Source organism: Paucibacter aquatile (assembly GCF_002885975.1).
In the GTDB taxonomy this organism is placed as follows: Bacteria; Pseudomonadota; Gammaproteobacteria; order Burkholderiales; family Burkholderiaceae_C; genus Paucibacter_A; species Paucibacter_A aquatilis.
Window position 1 is genome coordinate 3,342,079 of the sequence record NZ_POSP01000003.1, and the last position, 19,643, is coordinate 3,361,721.

Annotated in this window: 21 protein-coding genes; 2 read left to right on the forward strand and 19 right to left on the reverse strand. The window is 71.8% G+C overall.

All coding sequences use genetic code 11. From position 1 onward, the window contains the following. Positions 1 to 99 precede the first annotated feature (99 nt). Both C1O66_RS17540 and C1O66_RS17545 read left to right on the forward strand, forming a co-directional pair. On the forward strand, positions 100 to 498 hold the full coding sequence (locus tag C1O66_RS17540; protein ID WP_102769067.1) for a BlaI/MecI/CopY family transcriptional regulator: 399 nt from the start codon (positions 100 to 102) through the stop codon (positions 496 to 498). Beyond that, entirely contained in the window at positions 491 to 1,924 is a 1,434-nt protein-coding gene (locus tag C1O66_RS17545) for a M56 family metallopeptidase (protein WP_165794661.1), read from the forward strand. Before C1O66_RS17540 ends, C1O66_RS17545 begins: the two co-directional genes overlap by 8 nt. A gap of 18 nt (positions 1,925 to 1,942) precedes the next feature. Here the strand turns inward: C1O66_RS17545 and C1O66_RS17550 are convergent, their stop codons facing one another. From C1O66_RS17550 to sctC, 19 genes are all read right to left on the reverse strand, one after another. Beyond that, positions 1,943 to 4,855 carry a serine/threonine-protein kinase gene (locus C1O66_RS17550; protein WP_102769069.1) on the reverse strand — a complete coding sequence of 971 codons (2,913 nt, stop codon included), beginning with the start codon at positions 4,853 to 4,855 and terminating at the stop codon, positions 1,943 to 1,945. 144 nt (positions 4,856 to 4,999) lie between these two features. Beyond that, entirely contained in the window at positions 5,000 to 5,803 is an 804-nt protein-coding gene (gene sctT / locus C1O66_RS17555) for a type III secretion system export apparatus subunit SctT (protein WP_102769070.1), read from the reverse strand. A gap of 15 nt (positions 5,804 to 5,818) precedes the next feature. Then, on the reverse strand, positions 5,819 to 6,088 hold the full coding sequence (sctS, locus tag C1O66_RS17560; protein WP_102769071.1) for a type III secretion system export apparatus subunit SctS: 270 nt from the start codon (positions 6,086 to 6,088) through the stop codon (positions 5,819 to 5,821). 11 nt (positions 6,089 to 6,099) lie between these two features. Next, positions 6,100 to 6,744 carry a type III secretion system export apparatus subunit SctR gene (gene sctR / locus C1O66_RS17565; protein WP_271010004.1) on the reverse strand — a complete coding sequence of 215 codons (645 nt, stop codon included), beginning with the start codon at positions 6,742 to 6,744 and terminating at the stop codon, positions 6,100 to 6,102. Beyond that, entirely contained in the window at positions 6,741 to 7,643 is a 903-nt protein-coding gene (locus C1O66_RS17570; protein WP_102769073.1) for a hypothetical protein, read from the reverse strand. The genes sctR and C1O66_RS17570 overlap by 4 nt, the downstream gene beginning before the upstream one ends. After that, positions 7,637 to 8,329 (reverse strand): response regulator transcription factor, encoded by a 693-nt coding sequence (locus tag C1O66_RS17575; protein WP_102769074.1) that lies wholly within the window; start codon positions 8,327 to 8,329, stop codon positions 7,637 to 7,639. The genes C1O66_RS17570 and C1O66_RS17575 overlap by 7 nt, the downstream gene beginning before the upstream one ends. A gap of 6 nt (positions 8,330 to 8,335) precedes the next feature. Next, the gene (locus tag C1O66_RS17580) at positions 8,336 to 9,508 is read right to left on the reverse strand and encodes a sensor histidine kinase (RefSeq protein WP_165794662.1); all 1,173 of its coding nucleotides are present in this window, start codon (positions 9,506 to 9,508) and stop codon (positions 8,336 to 8,338) included. 12 nt (positions 9,509 to 9,520) lie between these two features. Then, the gene (locus C1O66_RS17585; RefSeq protein WP_102769076.1) at positions 9,521 to 10,459 is read right to left on the reverse strand and encodes a hypothetical protein; all 939 of its coding nucleotides are present in this window, start codon (positions 10,457 to 10,459) and stop codon (positions 9,521 to 9,523) included. After that, positions 10,456 to 11,142, reverse strand: coding sequence for a GNAT family N-acetyltransferase (locus C1O66_RS17590; RefSeq protein WP_165794663.1), 687 nt, complete (start codon positions 11,140 to 11,142; stop codon positions 10,456 to 10,458). Before C1O66_RS17590 ends, C1O66_RS17585 begins: the two co-directional genes overlap by 4 nt. After that, on the reverse strand, positions 11,129 to 11,866 hold the full coding sequence (locus C1O66_RS17595) for a hypothetical protein (RefSeq protein WP_102769078.1): 738 nt from the start codon (positions 11,864 to 11,866) through the stop codon (positions 11,129 to 11,131). Before C1O66_RS17595 ends, C1O66_RS17590 begins: the two co-directional genes overlap by 14 nt. Then, a complete protein-coding gene (locus tag C1O66_RS17600) occupies positions 11,857 to 12,372 on the reverse strand; it encodes a hypothetical protein (RefSeq protein ID WP_102769079.1) in 516 nt (171 codons plus the stop codon). The genes C1O66_RS17595 and C1O66_RS17600 overlap by 10 nt, the downstream gene beginning before the upstream one ends. After that, entirely contained in the window at positions 12,369 to 13,712 is a 1,344-nt protein-coding gene (locus tag C1O66_RS17605; RefSeq protein WP_102769080.1) for a FliI/YscN family ATPase, read from the reverse strand. The genes C1O66_RS17600 and C1O66_RS17605 overlap by 4 nt, the downstream gene beginning before the upstream one ends. Next, a complete protein-coding gene (locus C1O66_RS23760; RefSeq protein WP_133155273.1) occupies positions 13,712 to 14,359 on the reverse strand; it encodes a FliH/SctL family protein in 648 nt (215 codons plus the stop codon). The genes C1O66_RS17605 and C1O66_RS23760 overlap by 1 nt, the downstream gene beginning before the upstream one ends. Then, positions 14,356 to 14,952 carry a hypothetical protein gene (locus tag C1O66_RS23765; protein WP_133155274.1) on the reverse strand — a complete coding sequence of 199 codons (597 nt, stop codon included), beginning with the start codon at positions 14,950 to 14,952 and terminating at the stop codon, positions 14,356 to 14,358. Before C1O66_RS23765 ends, C1O66_RS23760 begins: the two co-directional genes overlap by 4 nt. After that, positions 14,945 to 15,724: a type III secretion system inner membrane ring lipoprotein SctJ gene (gene sctJ, locus C1O66_RS17615; RefSeq protein WP_102769082.1), complete on the reverse strand. Its 780-nt coding sequence runs from the start codon at positions 15,722 to 15,724 to the stop codon at positions 14,945 to 14,947. The genes C1O66_RS23765 and sctJ overlap by 8 nt, the downstream gene beginning before the upstream one ends. Positions 15,725 to 15,733: 9 nt before the next feature. Further along, positions 15,734 to 16,186, reverse strand: a complete 453-nt coding sequence (locus C1O66_RS17620; RefSeq protein WP_102769083.1) for a hypothetical protein — start codon at positions 16,184 to 16,186, stop codon at positions 15,734 to 15,736. Continuing rightward, complete coding sequence (locus C1O66_RS17625; RefSeq protein WP_207795981.1) at positions 16,183 to 16,479, reverse strand: hypothetical protein; 297 nt, start codon at positions 16,477 to 16,479, stop codon at positions 16,183 to 16,185. Before C1O66_RS17625 ends, C1O66_RS17620 begins: the two co-directional genes overlap by 4 nt. A gap of 51 nt (positions 16,480 to 16,530) precedes the next feature. Further along, entirely contained in the window at positions 16,531 to 17,793 is a 1,263-nt protein-coding gene (locus tag C1O66_RS17630) for a SctD/MshK family protein (protein WP_102769084.1), read from the reverse strand. Next, a complete protein-coding gene (sctC, locus tag C1O66_RS17635; RefSeq protein ID WP_133155275.1) occupies positions 17,790 to 19,628 on the reverse strand; it encodes a type III secretion system outer membrane ring subunit SctC in 1,839 nt (612 codons plus the stop codon). The genes C1O66_RS17630 and sctC overlap by 4 nt, the downstream gene beginning before the upstream one ends. Positions 19,629 to 19,643: the final 15 nt, after the last annotated feature.

Here is a 19,643-nt window from a genome sequence, read left to right on the forward strand (position 1 = left end):
CCCTGCTTGACGAATTCGATTACATCGGTAAACATACGCTTCGTTTACGAAAGTAATCGATCAACCAGTAACTCGACATCCCGACTGAGCCCGCTTGCCATGGCCAAGAAAGACGCAACCCTGCCGCCACCGATCAGCATCTCGGACGCCGAAGCCCTGGTCATGGAGGTGCTCTGGCAGCGGCATCCGCAAGGCGCCGACGAGATCGCCGAGGCCCTGGCCGAACGCCAGGACTGGCAGCTCGCCACCGTCAAGACCCTGGTCAACCGCCTGTTCACCAAAGGCGCCATCAGCGCCGAGAAAGACGGCCGGCGCTACCTCTACAGCCCCCTGCTGCGCCGCGAAGACTGGCTGAGCAGCCAGAGCCTGGGCTTGATCGACCGCCTGTTCCAGGGCCGGCTGACGCCGCTGGTGGCCCATTTCTCGGCCCAGCGCAAGCTCAGCGCGGCCGAGCTGAAGGCGCTCAAGCAATTGATTCAGGACTATGAAAATGACTGAGGCCTCCACCTGGGCCGCCCTGGCCACACAGCTGCTGCCCAGCCTGGGCTTGCAAACCCTGGTGCTCAGCGGCGCTCTGCTCTTGCTGTGGCTGCTGCGGCCGGCTTTGCTGCGCCTGCTGGGCGCAGGCGCCACCTACGCGGCCTGGCTGGCCCTGCCGCTGCTCCTGCTCGGCATGGCCTGGCCGCGCTCCGACGCCTTCGTGCCCGCGGTGGTGCTGCGGCTCCAAGCCCAGGCCCTGGGGTCCTGGAGCCCGGACTCCTTGCTCGACTGGTCGGCCTTGCCCGAGGCGGCGGGCGACAGCGCCGGCTTCGCTTGGCCTGTCTTGCTCGTCCTGATCTGGGCGCTTGGGGTGCTGCTGTGCCTGGGCCTGCTGGCCGCGCGTCATGCCCGCTTGATGGCGGGTCTGCGTTTCGATGCCGAGGGCGGCTGCTGGCGTTCACCGGCCGGCACCGGCCCGGCCCTGGTGGGCCTGCTGCGCCCGCGCCTGTGCCTGGCCGAGGATTTTGAGTCCAGCTTCAGCCCCGCCGAGCAGCGCTTGATCCTGGCGCACGAGGCCGTGCACCAGCAGCGCCGCGACAACCTCAGCCATTTGCTGGCTCATCTGATCTGCGCCCTGCACTGGTTCAACCCGTTGGTCTGGTGGGGCCTGCGCCGCCTGCGCGCCGACCAGGAGCTGGCCTGCGATGCCCGTGTGCTGCAAGCGCAGCCGCGCGCCGCCCTGGCCGCCTACGCCAGCGCCTTGCTCAAGGCCCAGGACCTGCAGTCCCTGACGCCCCATTTCCGTGGCAGTACCCTGGCCTGCAGCTGGCAGGCCCAACACCCTTTGCTGGAGAGAGTTCAGATGTTGAAAGCCCACCACCGCCTGCCTCAATGGCGCCGTCGCCTGGCCCTGGCCCTGACCCTGGGGCTCAGCCTCGGCAGCGCCGGCCTGGTTCATGCCTTGAAGCCCGCGCCGGCCACGGCCGCCAAAAAGCCTGCCGTGCCGCCGGTGCAGGCGGGCTATCACCTGGTGGAGACCGACATCGACATCCGCATCAATGGCGAGTTGAAGCGTGCCCTGCGCGGCACCACCTGGCAGTCCAAACCCAATTTCTTTTTCACCGACAAGCCGGGTGAATCGCGTCAGGACTCGTCGTGGTTGATCCGCATGGAACCCACAACGCTGGCCGATGACAAATTCCGTCTCGACTTGGTCATCCTGCGCGGAGACGCCAGCGTGCCCTACGCCTCGGGTGAGGATTGGCACGGCAATCTGCGCGTGGTTGCGAAGCCGGCGCTGATCGTCAAGGCTGGCGAGCCGGCCCGCATCGAGGTCAGCGACGACAAGGACGGCCAGGTGCTGCGCCTGGACTTGAACACCCATTGGGTGATTTCGGAGAACCTGAGCATCGTGAAGGCCGTGGTGGACCGCGCTCAACCTTGAGCGCTGTGCGGCCCACCTTTACGAGCTGATGAAGGCCGCTCCCAGTGAAGCGCGCGGCCGGGCCGATGGTGGCTTGCCGGCCTGGATCCAGGCCTGCAGGCTGGCGCCCAGGCTGTCCAGCGGGTGGCCGCTGGGCAGGGTGGCGGGGCGGCGTGTGAGGGCACGGTCCAGGCTGGCCTGGGCGGCTTGGGTCTCGCCCTGAAGCAGCTGGGTGTAGGCCAGGTCCAGATGGGCCGACCAGCTGAAGGCGGTGGCCGGGTCGGTGCTGGCTTCCAGCGCCGCCACGCGCTTGTCCTGCAGGCTGCGGCTGCGGGCCAAATCGCCCTGGCCGCGCGCGAGCTGGGCCTCCACCATCAGCAGGCGTGATCTGCCATGCGCTTCGCGGCGGTTGCTAGCGTCGATGGACTGCATGCAGAGCTCGGCCAGCGCGGCCTCGTCGAAGGCCAGGGCCACCTCGGCCAGGTCCAGGGCAATGCCGCTGCGCTGCCTTTGCGTCAGGCTGCTGTTCTGGCGCAGGCGATCGAGCAGCTGCATCAGCTCCTGCCGCGTGCGGCCTGGCATGGCTGGCACCTCGCTGCGGGCCTGCGGCGGCTTGTTGCTGCCGCCGGCGGTCTGCAGTTGGTGGCGGGTCTGGGCGATCAAGGCCATGCTGAGCAGGCGCAGCTGCGCGCTCTCGGGCCAGGTCTTGTCGCGCGCTGCCGTGTCGATCAGGCTCTGCACCTCGCGCTGCGCCTCGCCGTATTGGCCGCGTGCGAGGAAGTATTCGGGGATGAAGCCGCGGTGCTCCAGGAAGCTCAGGTCATTGCCCGGGCCCAGCACACGGTTCATGTCATCGATCAGCTTGCGGTGGGTTTGCAGCGCACCCTCGAACTGGTTCAGTCGCAGCAGATCGGTCAGGTGGTTCTGGCGGATCACCAGCATCTGCATGGCCAGCTTGGGATCGCGCGTGTCCCACAGGTCCCGCGTGGCTTCCAGCGCGGCCAGGGCCTCGCGTGGCCGGCCTTGCTCGTTGCGCAGCACGCGCAGGTTGTTGAGGTAGTCGGCCCGCTCGAGCGCGCCGCCCGGGTGCAGGCGCTGCTGCAGGGCGCCGCTTTGGGTCAGGATGCGTTCGGCGTCGTCCAGCCGCCCCAGGTGCATGGCATTGGCGGCCAGCACCTGCAGGGTCAGGCTGTGCGGTTCGGAGATCTCGCCGAAGGTCTTGACGATGGCGCCGCGCAAGGGCTCGAGCAAGGCCATGGATTCCACATGGTGGCCGCTGATCTGCCACAGCCAGGCCTGGCCCAGCTGGGCTTGCAGGGCCTGCGGGCTGCCGGCGCCGTGGCGCTCCAGGGCCAGCTGGGTCCATTGCTCGGCCAGGGGGAAAGCGGCGTCGAAATGGTTGAGGGCGCCAAAGGTGTTGCTCAGCACCTCGAGCAGGCGCAGCCGGGTGTCGGGGTCGTTGGCGAACTTCTGCGGCAGCTCGTCGCGGCTTTCCATCAGCAACTGCAGCACGGTGGGCCACTGGCCGCCATGGGCCTCGGGCGTGGCGGTGGCCAGCAGGTCGGTCAGGTAGCGCGTCACCTGGTCGGACTGGCGCGCCGCGGCATCGGCCCGCTGCCACTGCCAGGTGGCCACGCCCAGGCCGGCGCCCAGGCTCAGCAGCACCAGGCTGCCCGCGCCTACCGCCAAGGCATTGCGGCGCAGCAGCAGGCGGGTGCGATGGCGCCAGTCTTCGCGGCGCACGCTCACCGGGCGGTGCTCCAGCCAGCGCTGCAGGTCGTTGATCAGCTCGCGCACGCTGCCGTAGCGATCGGCCGGCTTCTTGCGCAAGGCCTTGGCAACGATGGCCTCCAGATCGCCCTGGGCCAGCTGGGCATCGGCCGGCAGGCCCGGGCTGGCCGGGTCGTAGTGCGCGCCCGTGTGCTCCGCGGCCACGGCCAGGCGCAGCGGTTCATCATGCAGCAGCGCGCGCTCGGTGGCGGTGCGCTTGCTGCCGCGCGGCGCGAAGGGCAGGCTGCCGCTGAGCAGCTCGAACAGCATCACGCCGAGGGCGAAGACATCAGCCCGGGTGTCGATCAGGTCGCCCAGCAGCTGCTCGGGGGCGGCGTAGTTGAGCGTCAGGCTCAGGCCGGCCTGGCGGGTCAGGTCGTGGTTGGCGTCGCCCGGCTCGTCTTCCAGCAGGGCGGCGATGCCGAAGTCCAGCAACTTGGGCTGGCCATCGGCCTGCACCAGCACATTGGTGGGCTTGAGGTCGCGGTGCACGATCAGCTGGGCATGGGCGTGGTCCACCGCCTCGGCCACGCGGATCAGCAGCTGCACGCGCTCGGTCAGGCGCGGGCATTGGTGCAGCACATGGTCGTTGAGCGCGCGGCCCTCGACATGCTCCAGCACCAGATAGGCCTGGCCCTGGGCGCCGATGCCGGCGTCCAGCAGGCGGGCAATGCCGGGGTGGTTGAGCCGGCCCAGCACCGCGCGTTCGCGCGCAAAGCGGGCGCCCAGCTGGCGGGCATCGAGGTCGCTGCGCAGCAGCTTGATGGCGGCACGGGCCTGATAGAGCCCATCGGCCCGCTCGGCCAGCCAGACCTCGCCCATGCCGCCCTGGCCGATGCGCGAGAGCAAAGACCAGGCGCCCAGACGCTGGGCCGGCGTCTGCGGGGCGGGCACCGGGGTGGTGGGCGTGGCTTCGTGCGTGGCCGGCTCGCGATCGACCGATACGGCGGCAGCCGGCCTCGGTGCCGGCTCGCGCGGGCTGGTGGTAGGGGCTGCAGTCACCCGTGGCCCGACGCTGGGCAAGGTGGCTTCATTGGCCAGCAGATCGGCCACCTGCCGGGCCAGCTCTGCATCTTCCTGGTGCAGCCGGGTCAGCCAGGCCTGCCGCGCGCCGGCGCTGAGATCCAGCGCTTCATTGAGCAGGGCGGACAGGCGTTGCCATTGGGCACGATCGGCAGACATGGGTGGGTAGAGGGGCGCAAGGCCGGATCAGCAGGAACATCAGGGGAAGGGCTGGGCGACTGTACGCCAAGCTTGTGACGGCCGAACCCCCCACTTGCCCCTAGCCATGAGCCCCGCTCCGCACCGGCCCGACCGTGGCCGGTGTCAGCGCCAGAGCTGCAGCAGCAGGGCCTTCAAGGCCGCTGGCTGCTGCATCAGCTGGCCGCCCAGCTGCTCGGCCAGAAAGGCCAGCTGCAGCCACAGCAGCCAGACCACCGCCACGCTCTTGAGCGAGCTGGCCACCGAGGCCACATTGAGCTGTGGCGCAAAGCGGTTGATCAAGCCCATGGCCATGTCCATCACCCAGCTCAGCAGCAGGGCGGGCGCTGCGATCAAGAGGCTCAAGGCCATCAGGCGGCCGAAGCCGGTCTCGAACAGGCGCGCGCCGCCGGGCCACAGGGTCAGGTCTTGCCCATGCAGGGGCAGCAGGGCATAGCTGTCCAGCAAGCTGCCCACCATCAGCATGAAGCCGCCGCTGCTCATGAACACCCAGCCCGCCAGGCGCGAGAGCAGGGCGCCGTTCAGCGAGGTCTGGTGCCCGCCCAGCGGATCGACGATCTGCGCCGTGGTGGCGCCGATCTTGGTGTCGATGATCTGGCCCGCCGCCTCAAAGGCCCAAAGCAGCAGGGCCCAGAAGAAGCCCAGCGCCGCACCGATGAACACCTCGCGCCCCAGGCACAGCAGCAGGCCCCAGGCATCACCCCAGGGCAGCTTCGCCTGCAGCAGGGCCGGCCCTTGCAAGGCCATGGCCAGGCCGGCCAGGCTCATGAAGATGGCATTGCGCACCAGGCTGGGCACGACATCCTGGCTGAACAGGGGCAGCAGCAGGAAGGCCGTGGCGATGCGCGCGGCGCACAGACCCCAGAGCAGCAGGGCCTGGCCCAGATCCAGGGTGGCGAGAAAGTCCATGCGGCGCGCCCGCGCTCAGCGCCGCACCAGGCTGGCGAAGTCGCTGAACACCCGGTCGCTGAACTGGTACAGCCCGCCGCCCAGCAGCGAGGCGGTGACGAAGAGCGTCAGCACAATGGCCAGGAACTTGAGCAGAAAGGGCAGGGTCTGCTCCTGCAGCTGCGTGGCCGCCTGCACAAAAGCCACCAGCAAGCCGACCACGGCCGCCACCAGGATCGGCGGTGCCGACAGCAGCAGCACAAACCACAGCGCCTGTTGCGTCAGCTGGATCACTTCGTTGTTCATGGGTTTGGGCCTCAGTGGTAGGTCAGGATCAGGCCGTGCACCAGCTTCACCCAGCCGTCGATCAGCACGAACAGCAGCAGCTTGAAGGGCAGGGACACGGTGGTGGGCGAGAGCATCTGCATGCCCATGGCCATCAGGATGTTGGCCACCACCAGATCGACCACCAGAAAGGGCAGGAAGATCAAGAAGCCGATCTCGAAAGCCACCGACAACTCGCTCACGGTGAAGGCCGGCACCACGACGATGAAGTCGCGCTCGCTCAGGGCTTCTGCCGCATCGGGGGGCAGGGAGCGTTGCGCGGTCTTCAGAAAAAAGGCGCGCTCCAGCGGCCGGGTGTGGCGGATCAGGAACTCGCGCAGCGGTTCCTTGGCCTGGTCGGCCGCGGCCAGCATGGCCTGGGCATTGCTGCCCAGGGGCTTGTCACCGATGCGCTGCTGCATCTGCACCCCGACCGGGTACATCACATACACGCTCAGCACCAGGGCCAGGCCATTGAGCACGATATTGGGCGGGGTCTGCTGCAAGGCCAGGGCATTGCGCAGCAGGCCGAACACCACCACCAGCTTGGTGAAGGAGGTCACCATCACCGCGACGAAGGGCGCCAGCGACAGCAGCACCACCGTCAGCAGGGCCGAGGCGGGCGAGAACTGATTCAGGTCCATGCACGCTCCGCCTGCAGCTGGGCGCAGCGCTCGGGCGCGCACAGCTCGGTCACCCGCAAGGCCTGACCTCGGCCCCAGGCCAGGCGCTCGCCGCGCGCCAACTCGCAGTCGGGCTGCTGGCCGCTGCGGTCCACCCACCACAGGCTGATGAGCGTGGAGGGCAGCAAGGCCGTGGCCAGCGGCGCCCAACCGAACAGGCGCTCGGCCGGCAGGGGCTCGGCCAGGGCCTGGCGGAACTCCAGCACGCCGCTGCCCGGCGCGCGCGCGGCCAGGCCGCTGGGGCGGTCGAACCAGCTGGCTTCGCTGCCGGCGCACAGGCTGCGCCCCCAGGTCGGGGCCATGGCGGTGCAGGCGGCGGGCAGGCGCAGCCAGGCCTGCCAATCGCTGCAGAAGCTGGCCTCGATCAGCAGCACGCTGCCCAGGGCCAGGCCGGCCAGGTCTTCGGGGGGCAGGTCTTGCCGGCCCAGCAGCAGCTCGGCCGCCAGGGCCGGCCATTGCAGGCCCAGCAGGGGCGGCGGCGCGGGGCGCTGGAACAGGGGCGCGGCCTCCAGCTCCAGGCCTTGCGGGCCGCCGAACTCGTCGGTCCGGTGGCCCCAGGCGATGGCGGCGCGCAGCCGGCCCGGTGCGGTGCCGGGGCCCGCCGCCTCGGCCGGTGCCCAGTGCAGCAGCTCGCCCGGGGCCAGCCAGTCCTCCAGCGCATCGAGCCAGGTGGCTGCGCGGTGCAGCAGCAGGGCGGCCTGGGCGGGGCTGTGCAGCTCGGGCGGCAGCAGCAGCTGCACGGGGCCGCTCGGGCTGTCGGCGGCCAGGCTGAGCCGGGTCGCATGGCCCTCCGCCGCAGGCTCGTGCAGGCGTTCGCCCCGCGCTGCGGGTGCTTGCGGGGCCGGGCTCAGCATGCGCCCTCCACCTGGCGGCTGACCATCATGCGCGTCAGCTCGGCCACCGAGCGTGCGCCCATCTTGCCCATGCCGCGGGCGCGGTAGAGCTCGATGGTCTTGACCGAGAGCTGCATGCGGTCGGCGATGTTCTTGTTGTAGATGCCCTGGATCACCCAGCCCAGCACCTCGCGCTCGCGCGGCGCCAGCGTGGCCTCGCGGCGGCGGAACTCCTGCGCGCCGGGGCTGTCGCCGGCCTCGGCCTTGCTGTGCGGGCCGGCCTCGTCCTCCGGCGCGATCTGCTTGGCCTGCTGCTGCCGCGCTTCCATGCGGGCAAAGGCCGCTTGCAGCGCGCGCTCCAGGGCCTCCTCGTCGAGCGGCTTTTCCAGAAAGCTGACCGCGCCTTTTTGCATGGCGCGCACCGCCAGGGCCACATCGGCATGGCCGCTCATATAGACCACGGGCAGGTCCAGGCCGCGCTCGTTCATGCGGTCATGCAGATCCAGGCCCGAGATCTCGGGCATGCGCACATCCATCAGCACGCAGCCGCGCTCGGCGCTCGGATGCCGGCCCAGGGCTTGCAGCGCCTGCTCCGGGTCGCCGAGGGCCTGCACCTGGTAGCCGGCGGCATCGAGCCAGAACTCGGCCGAGGCGCGGAAATCGGCGTTGTCGTCGATCAGGTAGATGGTGGGTGAGGGCTGGGACATCGGGCTTCACTCCAGGCGGATGGGTTGGGGAGAGGGCGCGGCCAAGCGATCCGCCGCGCTGGCGGGGGCGCCGCTGTCGAGCGGCAGGTCGATGTGGAAGCTGCAGCCGCGCTCGGGATTGCGGCTGAACCAGAGCCGGCCCTGGTGCAGCTCGATGAAGGAGCGGCAGATGGCCAGGCCCACACCCATGCCCGAGGGCTTGGTCGAGGCGAAAGGCACGAACAGGTTTTTCTCCGCCGCCTCGCTCAGGCCGCAGCCGTTGTCCTGCACCTGCAGCAGGGCCTGGCCCTGCTCGCTGCGCAGGCGCAGACCCAGGCGCGGTACCGTCTGGGCGGGAGGCTGGCGCATGGCGTCCAGGGCGTTGCGCATCAGATTGACAAGCACCTGCTGCAGCATCACCGCGTCGCCGCGCACCAGCAGGGGTTGGCTGGGCAGGTCCAGGCTCAGCTGCACCTCGCTGCGCTGCAGGTCCCAGTCCAGCAGGCCCAGCGATTCACGCAGCAGGGCCGCCAGGTCCAGGCGCTGCAGGCGCGGTTGGCGCGAATGGGTGAACTCGCGGATGCGCGTGATCACCCGGGCCGCAAAACTCAGCTGTTCCAGCGCCCGTTCGAGCGCGCCGCTTTCCTCGCTGCTGAGCGCGGCGGCGGGCTTCTCGGCCGCGCGCCGCGCCAGGCGCATGCGCAGGCCGCGCAGCAGATTGCTGGCCGCGCCGATGGGCTGGTTCAGCTCATGGGCCAGGGTGGTGGCCATCTCGCCGACTGAGATCACGCGCGAGGTGAAGAGCAGCTGCTCGCGGTCGTCCAGCTGGCGCTGCAGCACGCGGGCGCGCTCGCGCCGGTCCTTCAGGCGCAGCAGGCAGCGGCCCGGGGCCAGGGGCAGGGCGCTGGCTTCCCACTGCGCGGCCGGGCTCAGGCTCAGCGGCTGCAAGAGGCCGCTCGGCGCCAGCGCCTGCAGGGCCAAGAGCAGGCCAGGCAGGGCTGCGTCCAGCACCGCCAGCTTGCTGCCTTCCGGCAGGCTGGGCCAGGCGGCCTGCCAGGTGCGCGAGGCCCAGACCAGGCGGCCTTGCTCCAGCAGCGCGGCGGTTTCGCCCAGGCGGCTGAGCAGACTCAGGCTGTCGGCCGAGAGGTGCTCGCTCCCGGCTTCGGCGTCGGTGTGGGTGTCACAAACAGCAGCGTTCATCGTCATCCTCGTTCAATTCCAGTCCGTCGAGCTGCACATCCAGGGCTCCGGGCTGGCCAGCAGCCACACGCTCCACTGCGGGCCCAGGGCGCTGCGAAAGGCGCGCGCCGCATCCAGGCGCAGGCCCAGGTCCTGCCAGCGCTGCCCGGCCTCGCACAGCGGGCCCAGCTGCAAGGCGATGCGGGCGCGCGCCTGGCCGGGCTCGGGGCTGGGGCGCAGCTGCCAAGCCAGGCCGGGCGAGGGGGCTTCTTTCACCGCATGGGCCATCAGGCAGGTGGCCGGGCCCGCGTCAGTGCGGCCAGCCGCTGCGGCATGGCGCCACTGCATCTGCACCCGCCAGCGCGGGCCGCCCAGGCTCAAGCCCGTGGGCCCAGCCTGCCCATGCAGCAGGGCCGCCCAGCCGGCCAGGGCACCGAGCTCAGAGCCTTGCGTGGCCAGGGACTCGGCCGGGCAGGCCAGCAGCACACGCCGGCCCAGCGCCCATTGCTCGCGCGCACGCTGCAGGATCAGCCGCGCCTCGGGCAGGCTCGATTGCTGCCAGCGCCGCAGCAGCAGGGGTCGCCAGTCGGCTGGCTCGGCCTCTTCGGCCGCGCCGGGGCGGGCCGGGCTTCTGTGTTCTTTCGCCGCGCGGTGTTCCTGCTCCTCCTCTTCCTCAAGCTCGGCCTGCACCGGTGTCGGGCGTGTGCGCGCCAGCTGGGTCGGGTCGGCCAGCAGGCTGCTCAGGCGCAGGGGCTGGCTGGGCGCCACGGCCTGGGCCGCGGCGGCTTCGGGCGGAAGCTGGGCTTGTTCGGCCGGCTCGGCGCTTTTGCCGTCCGCGCCGCCGACCGTGCTGGTGATCGGGCTGCTGGCGCCCAGGCCCTCCTGCGCGCTGCGCCAGAGCGCGCTCATGCGCAGGCTTTGGTCGAGAGGGCTCAGGCCGCCCACCGCAGCCAGTCCTTCGACGCCACTCATGCCCGCCCCTCGCGATGGGCGCGCAAGCCGCGGGCACGGCGCGCACGCGGCGACAGGGCCAGGCTGTCCTGCCAGGCGCTGCGTTCCAGCTGGGCGTAGACGGCTGTCTGGCCTTCGTACGCGTCCAGCCCCTGCTCGGCAAAGCCCAGGGCAGCCAGGCAGGCCCGGGCCGAACGGTTGTCCGGGTGGCAGGTGGCCCAGACGCGCGCCAGGCCCAGGCCTTCGAAGGCATGGCGCAGCAGCAGCTCGCCGCCTTCCAGCGCCAGGGCACCGCCCCAGGCACTGGGCAGCAGGCGGCTGCCCAGCTCCACCGCCTCCGGCCCACGGGCGGGCAGGGGCATGAGGTTGAACCAGCCGATGAAACGCGGCGTCAGCCCCGGCTCGGCCTGCGGCGTCGAGGCATGCCAGATGCCCAGGCCCTCGTGCTGGCGGTAGAGGGCCTGGATGTTGTGCAGAAAGCGCCAGGCCACCATGCCCTGGTCCAGGGCGGCATCGTCGAGCAGCCAGGCGCGCAGGCGCGGCTCCTGGTGCATGGCCACCAGGTCCATCAAGTCCTCGCCCCAGAACTCGCGCAGGGCCAGGCGTGGGCCGCGCAGCCAGGGTTCGGGCCGTTGGTTGGGCAACGGGCTGGGCAACAGGAGCGGCGTGAGCATGGGGCGGGCGTCGGCCTCAATCGTGTCCATGCGCGTCCTCCTCGGCGCTGTTGTCTTCATCGGCCCGGCTCGGGGCGCGGCCCTGCAGGCTCAGGCCCTCCAGCTGCAGGCCTTTGCGACGCAGGCGCTCGCTGAGCGCCTGGCCTTGCTGTTGCAGCAGCAGGCGCTGCTCCTGCCCGGCCGTGTGGGCCAGCGCGGGCGCGGCCAGCTGCAGGGTCCAGGCACTGCCGCCGCCCGCGGCCAGGGCCTGGCGCTCGGCCTGCAGCAGCCAGCCGCTGTGCAAGGGCTGGGGGTTCAGCTCCAGCTGCCACTGCTTCGCATCCGCGGAGCTGGGCGCGTCGGGCAGCATCGGGCGCGCCGGCTCGGGCAGAGCTGCGGCGCTGGGGCCAGGTCTTGCCGGCTCGGCGGGCGCCGGTGGGCGCAGCAGCGCCGGGCCCTCGTTGGCGGCGGGCGGGGCTTCTGTTGGGATAGGGCGAGGCATGGCCGGTGGTGACCAGGTCGGCAGGGCCAGCTGGGCCAGGGCCTCGGCGGGCAGGCGGGCTGCTTCTTCCTCGCTTGCCGCGCGCTTGTGGCTGCGAGGTGTCGCGGCCGCGGACTCGCGCTGCGGCGTTCGCGGCGGCTGCTGGCGCTGGCGCAGGCTGCGCTCAAAGCGCAGGGCCAGGCTGTCGAGCGCGGTCCCGGGCTCGGTGCAGGACGAACGCTCCGGGGCGCCGGTGTCCTTCGGCGTTTCGGATGAGGCGGGGCTCAGGCGCATGGTCGGCGTTCCTCCAGCGCCAGTTCGCGGCGCTTCTCCTGAGCGGCCAGGCGCTGCTGGCGCTGGGCCTGCAACAGGCCCTGGGCCAGGTCCTCGCGCTCCTGCAGCCGGGCCAGCTCTTGCTGGCGCGCACGCAGCGTGTCCTGCGCCCGCTCCAGCGCGTGCTCGTCGTCCAGCAAGGCGTATTCCTCACGTTCCAGCCATTCATCGAGCTGGGCCTGGCGGGCGCCGGCTTGAGCGCTCCAGCGCGGCAGCTGCGGCGCCAGGGGGCCGCCCAGGTCCTCTTGCAGCTGCTGGCGTTCGCGGCGCCGCTGCTCGATCCGCCGCTGGCGCTGCTGCACGGCCTCCTGCGCCTCGGCCAGGGCCTGCGCGGCCTGGGCCCAGGCGCTTTCGGCGCGGCGCCGCCGCAGCTGGCGCAGTTGCAGCAGCTGCTGGGCAGACGCGGGCTCCAGCTGCAGATGGCGCAGCTCGCGCAACTGACCGTGCGGGGAGGCGCTCGGGTTCATGCCAGGGCCTCGCGCAAGGCGGCCTGGGTCTGCTCCCAGCGACTGGCCTCCAGCGGCGGCTGGCGCAACAGGGCCTGCAGCTGCGGCAGGCGGGCGATGGCCTCGTCGGCCAGTGGGTCGGCGCCGGCCCGGTACTCGCCCACGCGCAGCAGGAACTCCACCTCGGCATGGCGGGCCAGCAGGCGCCGCAGATGGGCGGCCTGCGCCTGCTGCTCGGGCGTGGTGACGCGCTGGAACACGCGGCTGACGCTGGCCAGTACATCGATGGCCGGGTAATGCTGCTGCTGCGCCAGCTTGCGCGAGAGCAGCACATGGCCGTCGAGGATGGAGCGCACCTCCTCGGCGATCGGGTCCTCGCCGTCTTCGTCCTCGGCCAGCACGGTGTAGAAGGCGGTGATGGAGCCTTGATCGTCATTGCCGGCGCGCTCGAAGAGCTGGGGCAGCTCCGCAAACACCGAGGGCGGGTAGCCGCGCCGCACCGGCGGCTCGCCGGCCGACAGGCCCAGCTCGCGCAAGGCGCGGGCGTGGCGTGTGACCGAGTCCATCATCAGCAGCACCCGCTGGCCCTGGGCCCGGAAGCCCTCGGCCAGGGCGGTGGCAGCCAGGGCGGCGCGGGCGCGCTCCAGGGCCGGCCGCTCCGAGGTGGAGACCACCAGCACCGAGCGGGCCAGGCCCTCGGGGCCCAGCGCGTCCTCGATGAACTCGCGCACCTCGCGACCGCGCTCGCCGATCAGGGCGATCACATTGACATCGGCGCGCGCATGCCGGGCCAGCATGCCCAGCAGGGTGGACTTGCCGCCGCCGGCCATGGCGAACACGCCGACGCGCTGGCCCTCGCCCACGGTCAGCAGGGCGTCGATGGCGCGCACGCCGGTGCAGAAGGGCTGGGACACCATGCGCCGGGTCAGCGGGTGGGGCGCCGGGCGCATCAGGGGCACACGCGAAAGCCCGGCCGGCAGGGGGCGGCCGTCCATGGGCTCGCCCAGGCTGTCCAGCACCCGGCCCAGCAGGCCGGCACCGCAGGGCAGGCTGGCCTGCTCGGCCGCCACCTGCACCAGGGCGCCCACCGGCAGGCCTTGCAGCGAGCCAAAAGGCGCCAGCAGCAGTTCACCGTCCAGGTAAGCGACCACCTCGGCGCACAGCGCTGGATGCTCGGGCCGTGCCGGGTCGAAGACGCGGCAGCTCTGGCCGATGCGCGCACGCAGGCCGCGCACGCGCAGCAAGGTGCCCAGCGCTTGCACCACCCGGCCCTGCTCGGCCACGGCCTGGGCATGCTGAAGCTGGTGCAGCAGCTGCGCGGTGGGGCGGGCCCCGGCTGCGGGCAGGGTGGCTGTGTCCATCAGGGCTGTACCTCGATGTCCACCGCCACGCCCAGGCCCCAGCTGGCGGCGATGCGGGCCAGCTGGGTGGCCAGGGCGGCATCGGCCTCGCCCAGGGCCGAGCTCAGGCGGCAGGCCTCGCGCGGCAGGGCGGCGTCGGCCAGCAGCTGCATCTGGCCAGACGCCAGGCTGGGCGCCAGCAGCTCGCGCAAGCCCTGTTCATGCGCGGGGTGCACGCGCAGCAGCACCGGCGCCGCCTCGGGCAGCAGGCTGCGTGCGGCTTCCTGCGCCAGGCGGGCCAGTTGCTCTGCCTCGGGCAGCTGGCCGATCAGCTTGCGCGCCACCTGCAGGGCCAGCAAGGCCACGTCCTCGCGGCGGCTGTGCAGGGCCTGTTGCTGGCTGCGCTCCCAGGCTTGCAGGGCCGCGGCCCATTCCTGCTGCACGGCGGCCAGGGCGGCCTGGCGGCCTTGCTGCAGGCCTTGGGCCAGGCCCAGGGCCTGGGCATCGGCATGGGCTTGCTGGCAGCGCTGCTCTTGTTCGCGGGCCAGCTCCAGCAGGCGCTCGCGCAGGGCTTGCAGGCTTTCGAACTCGGGCAGCTCATGGGCCGCGAACAGGCGGCGCGGGCTGGCCAGCGAGGGGGCGTGCTCATGCCACAGCAGATAGCTCATCGCGAGTCTCCCGGGCTGTCCGGAATCGAGAGGGTCAGGCCTTGCGCCAGCGCCTGCGCGCGCTGCAGCAGGGCCTGGGCATGGGCGGCCGGCATCATCAGCTCGGCCAGCGGCGCCAGGGCCTGGCTGGCGGCATGGCGCAGGGCGCCGTGCGGCAGGGTGCCGATCAGCACGGCGGCGCCACAGCTGCGCAGCAGCTCGGCCACGGCCGCCGGGTCTTGGGGGCTGGGCTCGCTCAGCGGCCAGTCGGGCAGCTCGGCCGGCAAGCTGGCATCGCGCGCCCGGTCGGGCTCTTGCAGCAGGGCTTGCACAAAGCTCGGGCCCAGGGCTTGCAGCAGGGCCTGCACGCGCGTGCGGCAGATCCAGCGCCGCAGAGCCGGGGCGCAGAACACCGCGCCCACCTGCATCTGCAGCTGGCGCAGCTCGGGTTCGGGGCGGGCCAGCCATTCCGGGGCGGTCTCCAGCGCCTGCCAGCTGAGCTGGGGCGTGGCGCGCGGGGCGCTGCGCATCAGGCGCAGGGCCAGGCGGGCCAGGGCGGCCTGGTGCTCGCGCAGCCGGCGGCGGTCGTGCAGATGGGGGTGGCGATCAGGCATGGGGCGTGCCTCCGGGGGCGCTGGTGGGCAAGGCCAGCTCGGCGCTGGGCTCCTGGCGGGTGGCCGCACTGCGACGCTGGCGCAGCAGCCAGGCACCACCGACCAGGCTCAGACCGGCCAGGCCCAGGCTCAGGGGCCAGAGGGCCGAGGCCTGCGTGGCCACCGGCGCCTCGGCGGCCGGGCCCAGCTGGGCCGGGCTCGCGGGAAAGAGGGCCACCGTCACCTTCTCGGCCGGCAGGCCCTCCACGCTGTTCACCACCAGGGCGCGGATCTTGGGCGCCAGCAGGGCCAGGTCGGCATCGGGCCGGTGCTTGATGAAGATGGAAGCGGCCGAGGGTTGGGGCTTGTCAATCAGCGGATGCTTCTCGGGCACGACCAGGTGCACGCGCGCCGCCACCACGCCGTCGATGCTGGCCACCGTGTGCGAGAGCTCTTGCGAGAGGGCATAGAGCAGGCGCGCGCGTTCCTCCAGCGGCGTGGAGACAAAGCCCTCGCGCTTGAAGACCTGGCCCAGGTTGTCGAAGCTCTCGCGCGGCAGGCCCTGGGCGCGCAGCAGGCGCACGGCGGGCGGAAAGTCCGCCGCCTGCACCTGCACGGCGTAGGCTTTTTCTTCGCGCAGCTTCTGCGCCTCGATGCCGGCCTCGCGCAAGGCGGCCACCACCTCGTTGGCCTGGCGTTCGCTCAGGTCGGCATACAGGGTCTGCTCCTGGCAGCCGGCCAGGGGCAGCAGGGCGGGCAGGCAGATCAGCAAAGCGCTCAGAGGGCGTCGCATATCGGGCTCCTAGCCTTGTTGGCGGAACAGCTGCTGCAGCCCGTCCGAACTGCGGTTGGCAATGTTCGAGGTCAGCTGGCAATGGAACATGAACTCCTGGCAGCGCAGGGTCAGCTGCACCACCTCGCCCGGGCTCAGATCGGCGCCGGCCTGGCGTGCGGCTTCGGCCATCTGGGCCAGGCTGCTGGCTTCGCTGTTGATGTGGTCGAAGGGCTTGAAGACCTGGGCCACGGCCGTGGACGGGGCCGTCACCGGCTCGGGGCCCAGGGCCGAGCCCTGGCTTTTCAGCTGGGCGCGCTGCAGCGCCTGCTCGAAGCCGCCCAGGTCGGCCAGCGACAAGCCATAGCCGGCGGACAGGCCGGTAGACAGGCCCGGGTTGGGTGCGCCCAGCCCCAGGGTGGGGCCGGCGCCCAGCGGCGCCGCCAGTGCCGCGGACGAGGAGGCGATGGCCAGGCTGCTCATTGCTTGCGCGCCATGGTTTCCAGCGCCGAGCCCACGGCCGCCAGGGCGGTGTGCGAGGCATTGCTGAGGTAGCCCATCTCCATGGACATGGCGGTCAGCTGGGTCACATCGGCCGGCTTGTCCTGGCCCTGGTCCATGGCGGCGGATTTGGTGCTGATGGCGTCGGCCTTGGCGTCCAGCACCTTGCCCCAGGCGTCGGCCATGGCTTCGAACCAGCTGCCGTTGCCGCTGCTGCTGCCGCCGGCGATGGAAGAGGTGTTGTTGATGCTGCTGCGTTGGATGTTGTTGCTCATGATCGTGGTCCTCGTGAAGGGCTGTGGTTCTGGGGTGGGGGTGAAGGCGGTTCAGAAGTCGATGCGGCTGGTGCGGCCTTCGCGCTCCAGCAACAAGGCCTGGGGCTGCACAGCCACCAGGCGGTGGCCGCTGGGCAGGACGGCGCCGACGAAGTAACGCGCACCATCGGCGGTGATCAGATGCGGCAGGCCCTGGCTGACCAGGGCGACGATGCGCTTGCCCGGCTCAGCACCGGCCGAGGGCAGGGTGGGCAGGCGGCTGTCGCTGGCGGCTTGGGCGCTGGCGTCGGCCCGCGCCGGGGCGGGCGGTGTGCTCAGCTCCAGGCTGCGCAGCTGGGGCAGGGCGCTGCGCAGCTGGGCCAGGGCCTGCTGCCAGGCTTCAGCCGAGGGGCCGGACAGGGCGCCGGAGGCCGCGGGCGCGGCCGGCTCCAGCCGCACCTGGCCGAGGCCGAAAACGTTTGCACGAGCTTGGAAGCCTTGCATCTGCAGCAGTTCCTCCACGGCCGCGGCCAGCTGGCTGTCGACCTGCAGCGCCTGCATCGAGGGCAGGGGCGGCCGCAGGCCCAGAGCCAGCAGGCGCTGTTGCAGCTGCGCCTGCTGGCTCTGGCCGGCCACACGGCCGCTCAACACCGGCTGGCCCTGGGCATCGCGGCTCAGCTGCAGGGCCGCGAACTCGGGCTCACGCTGCAGCTGGCTGATCAGGGCTTGCAAGGCGGGCATGGGGTCGCGCACCGGCGCGGGCGCGGCGGGCCGCCCCTGCCAGGCCCAGGCCAGGCCGGCCAGGGCCAGGCCGGCGCCGGCCGCGGCCAGCCAGAGTTCGTGGCGACGCGCCGGGCCTGCGGGAGGCGCTGCGTGGCCCGCATCGGCACTCAGCTCCGGCAAGACCAGGGGATCGTCCATCCTTTCGGCCCGTGCGTTGACCGGGTGCAGCGACCAGATGGCGGCGGTGCGCTCGCCAAAAGCCAGCACCAGATCCGGCCCCAGCTGCAGGGCGCAGTGGGCCGGCCAGTCGAAGGCGTCGCCGGCCTGCAAACGCTGTTCACCGAGCAAGGCCTGACCTTGCAGCAGCTCGGCGCGGCACATCGGGCCTTCGAGCTGCAGGCGCAGCAGGGCGGGCTCGCGCGCCTGCAGCAGCAGATCGGCCGATTCGGCCTCGGGCCAGTGCAGGGCCGGGCCGGCCGCCAGACTCAGGGCCCGGCCCGGCCGCAGATCGGCCCGCGCGCCCGCCTGCGCGCCGCCGAGCACGCGCAGCTCCAGCGCCGGCAGGGCGGCGAAGCTGGGTTCCTGGGCGTGGGGCTGCGCGGGGCGGCTCATGGCTGGCTGCCTCCGGCGGGGGGCAGGGTGCTGTCGCTGGCGGCCGGCGCCGGGCTGGGCTCGGCGGCCCGGCCCAGTGCGCTCTCGGCCGCAGCCAGGCGGCCGGCCGAGGCCAGGCGCGGCGTGATCAGGAACATGCGCTCGACCCGCGAGCCTTTCTCGCTCTGGCTACGGAACAGCGAGCCCAGCAGGGGCAGATCGCCCAGCACCGGCACCTTGTCCTGGCCGCTGGAACTGCTGTCGCGCACCATGCCGCCGATCAGCAGGCTTTCGCCTTCGCCGATCAGGGCCTGCGTCTGGATGGTGGCGCGCTCGACCACGGGGATCTGGTCCACCTGGTTGGGCGTCACGCTGCCGTCCTCCACCTGCACCAGCAGCTTGATGCGGGTGCGCTCCTTGTCCACGAAGACATGCGGCATCACCCGCAGCGAGGTGCCGGCCGTGATGTTGAACAGGTCCACCTGCTCGCGCCCGGCCACCCGCACGTAAAAGGTGGAGCTGTGGTCGAACACCGCCTCGACATTGGACAGGGTCAGCACCTGCGGGCTGGACACCACCTTGGCCGCCCCGCTGCCCTGCAGGGCATTGATGCGGGCGACGAACTGGTTGCGGTTGCCCAGCACGGCCGAGACAAAGCCACCCCGGCCGCTGGGCGTGACATCGCGGTCGCCGCGCAGGGCCAGATCGCTGGCCGTGCCGCGGCCGAACAGCAGCTCGCTGCCGCCGCCGCCCGACCAGCGCCAGTTGATGCCCAGCTCGCGCAGGCGGTCGGTGTTGATGTCGATGACGGTGGCTTCGATCTCCAGCGCCTGCGGCTCCACATCGAGGGCCTGGATCAGGGCGGCATAACGCTCCAGCTTCTCGGGCTGGTCGCGCACGATGATGGCGTTCAGGCGTGGGTCGGCCTCGATGCGCGGGCCGGGGCCGGCGCTTTCCGCACTGGGCTCGGCCGCCGCGCTGCGTGGTGCCAAGGCGGTCTTCAGTGCATCGGCATCGCGGTCCTTGGTTGCGGCGTTGCCAGCGCCCGTGGGCGGCAGGCCCAGGGTGCCGCTGCCGGCTTGCAGACTTTGGGCCGCCAGGCCCTGGCCGCGCAGGCCTGCCTGGTTGCTGGGCCGCTCGCGGCTGGTGCTGCTGCTGTGGTTGACGCCGCTGGGCGCCGCGCCGACCAGGGCGCGCAGGATGCTGGCCACGCCGGGCACGGTCAGGCTCCGGCCAGCCATGGCCATGTTCACATCCTGGGCCCAGGCGTAGCGCAGGTAGTAGACGCGGAAGTCCTCGCGTCCGACGCTGGGTTTGGCAGGGGCCTGGGCCGGGTCCAGGGCGCGCGCCAGCTCGGCCACCATCTCGATGAAAGCGGCATGGCCGCGCGCCTGGATGGCGCCATCGGCGCTGCGGCGCAGGCTGTTCTGGGCGTCGACGAGCTGCAGCTCTTCGGCGCTGCGCAGCAGCTTCTGCGCGGCCAGGGCGTTGAGGCTGAAGCTGCGCTGCTGCGCCTCGCGGGCGCTGGCAATGTGGGTGGTGTTGCCGTCGTGGAAAACCAGCAGCTTGTAGGCGCGCGCGATCTCGCGCAGCAGCTGCTGCGCCGGCATCTGGCTGAAGCGGCCGTTGACCTGGCCGCGCACGCCGGCGCTCAGCGCCACCGGCGCTTCCACCTGGGCGAACAGGTCTTCAAGAAAGGCGTCCAGGCCTTGCTCGCGGGCCGAGATGGTCACCAGGCGATCACCCACCGGCCAGGGCACGGCCTGGGCCGGGCCGGCCAGCACGAGCAGGCCCAGCAGCAGGGCGCGGCCAGCCGAAGCCGAGGCGCAGAGAGGGGGCAGGAAGAAGGAGAACATGGAGGGTTTCATCGC

What these genes read in the sequence shown, in the direction of transcription:
- C1O66_RS17580 (WP_165794662.1), bottom strand. Translation starts at nt 9,508, where the DNA reads ATGAACGCTGCTGTTTGTGACACCCACACCGACGCCGAAGCCGGGAGC.
- sctT (WP_102769070.1), bottom strand. Translation starts at nt 5,803, where the DNA reads ATGGACTTTCTCGCCACCCTGGATCTGGGCCAGGCCCTGCTGCTCTGG.
- sctJ (WP_102769082.1), bottom strand. Translation starts at nt 15,724, where the DNA reads ATGCGACGCCCTCTGAGCGCTTTGCTGATCTGCCTGCCCGCCCTGCTG.
- sctC (WP_133155275.1), bottom strand. Translation starts at nt 19,628, where the DNA reads ATGTTCTCCTTCTTCCTGCCCCCTCTCTGCGCCTCGGCTTCGGCTGGC.
- C1O66_RS17585 (WP_102769076.1), bottom strand. Translation starts at nt 10,459, where the DNA reads ATGAGTGGCGTCGAAGGACTGGCTGCGGTGGGCGGCCTGAGCCCTCTC.
- C1O66_RS17600 (WP_102769079.1), bottom strand. Translation starts at nt 12,372, where the DNA reads ATGAACCCGAGCGCCTCCCCGCACGGTCAGTTGCGCGAGCTGCGCCAT.
- C1O66_RS17570 (WP_102769073.1), bottom strand. Translation starts at nt 7,643, where the DNA reads ATGCTGAGCCCGGCCCCGCAAGCACCCGCAGCGCGGGGCGAACGCCTG.
- C1O66_RS17550 (WP_102769069.1), bottom strand. Translation starts at nt 4,855, where the DNA reads ATGTCTGCCGATCGTGCCCAATGGCAACGCCTGTCCGCCCTGCTCAAT.
- C1O66_RS17605 (WP_102769080.1), bottom strand. Translation starts at nt 13,712, where the DNA reads ATGGACACAGCCACCCTGCCCGCAGCCGGGGCCCGCCCCACCGCGCAG.
- C1O66_RS17620 (WP_102769083.1), bottom strand. Translation starts at nt 16,186, where the DNA reads ATGAGCAGCCTGGCCATCGCCTCCTCGTCCGCGGCACTGGCGGCGCCG.
- C1O66_RS23765 (WP_133155274.1), bottom strand. Translation starts at nt 14,952, where the DNA reads ATGCCTGATCGCCACCCCCATCTGCACGACCGCCGCCGGCTGCGCGAG.
- C1O66_RS17545 (WP_165794661.1), top strand. Translation starts at nt 491, where the DNA reads ATGACTGAGGCCTCCACCTGGGCCGCCCTGGCCACACAGCTGCTGCCC.
- sctS (WP_102769071.1), bottom strand. Translation starts at nt 6,088, where the DNA reads ATGAACAACGAAGTGATCCAGCTGACGCAACAGGCGCTGTGGTTTGTG.
- C1O66_RS23760 (WP_133155273.1), bottom strand. Translation starts at nt 14,359, where the DNA reads ATGAGCTATCTGCTGTGGCATGAGCACGCCCCCTCGCTGGCCAGCCCG.
- C1O66_RS17540 (WP_102769067.1), top strand. Translation starts at nt 100, where the DNA reads ATGGCCAAGAAAGACGCAACCCTGCCGCCACCGATCAGCATCTCGGAC.
- C1O66_RS17590 (WP_165794663.1), bottom strand. Translation starts at nt 11,142, where the DNA reads ATGGACACGATTGAGGCCGACGCCCGCCCCATGCTCACGCCGCTCCTG.
- C1O66_RS17575 (WP_102769074.1), bottom strand. Translation starts at nt 8,329, where the DNA reads ATGTCCCAGCCCTCACCCACCATCTACCTGATCGACGACAACGCCGAT.
- C1O66_RS17625 (WP_207795981.1), bottom strand. Translation starts at nt 16,479, where the DNA reads ATGAGCAACAACATCCAACGCAGCAGCATCAACAACACCTCTTCCATC.
- C1O66_RS17630 (WP_102769084.1), bottom strand. Translation starts at nt 17,793, where the DNA reads ATGAGCCGCCCCGCGCAGCCCCACGCCCAGGAACCCAGCTTCGCCGCC.
- C1O66_RS17595 (WP_102769078.1), bottom strand. Translation starts at nt 11,866, where the DNA reads ATGCGCCTGAGCCCCGCCTCATCCGAAACGCCGAAGGACACCGGCGCC.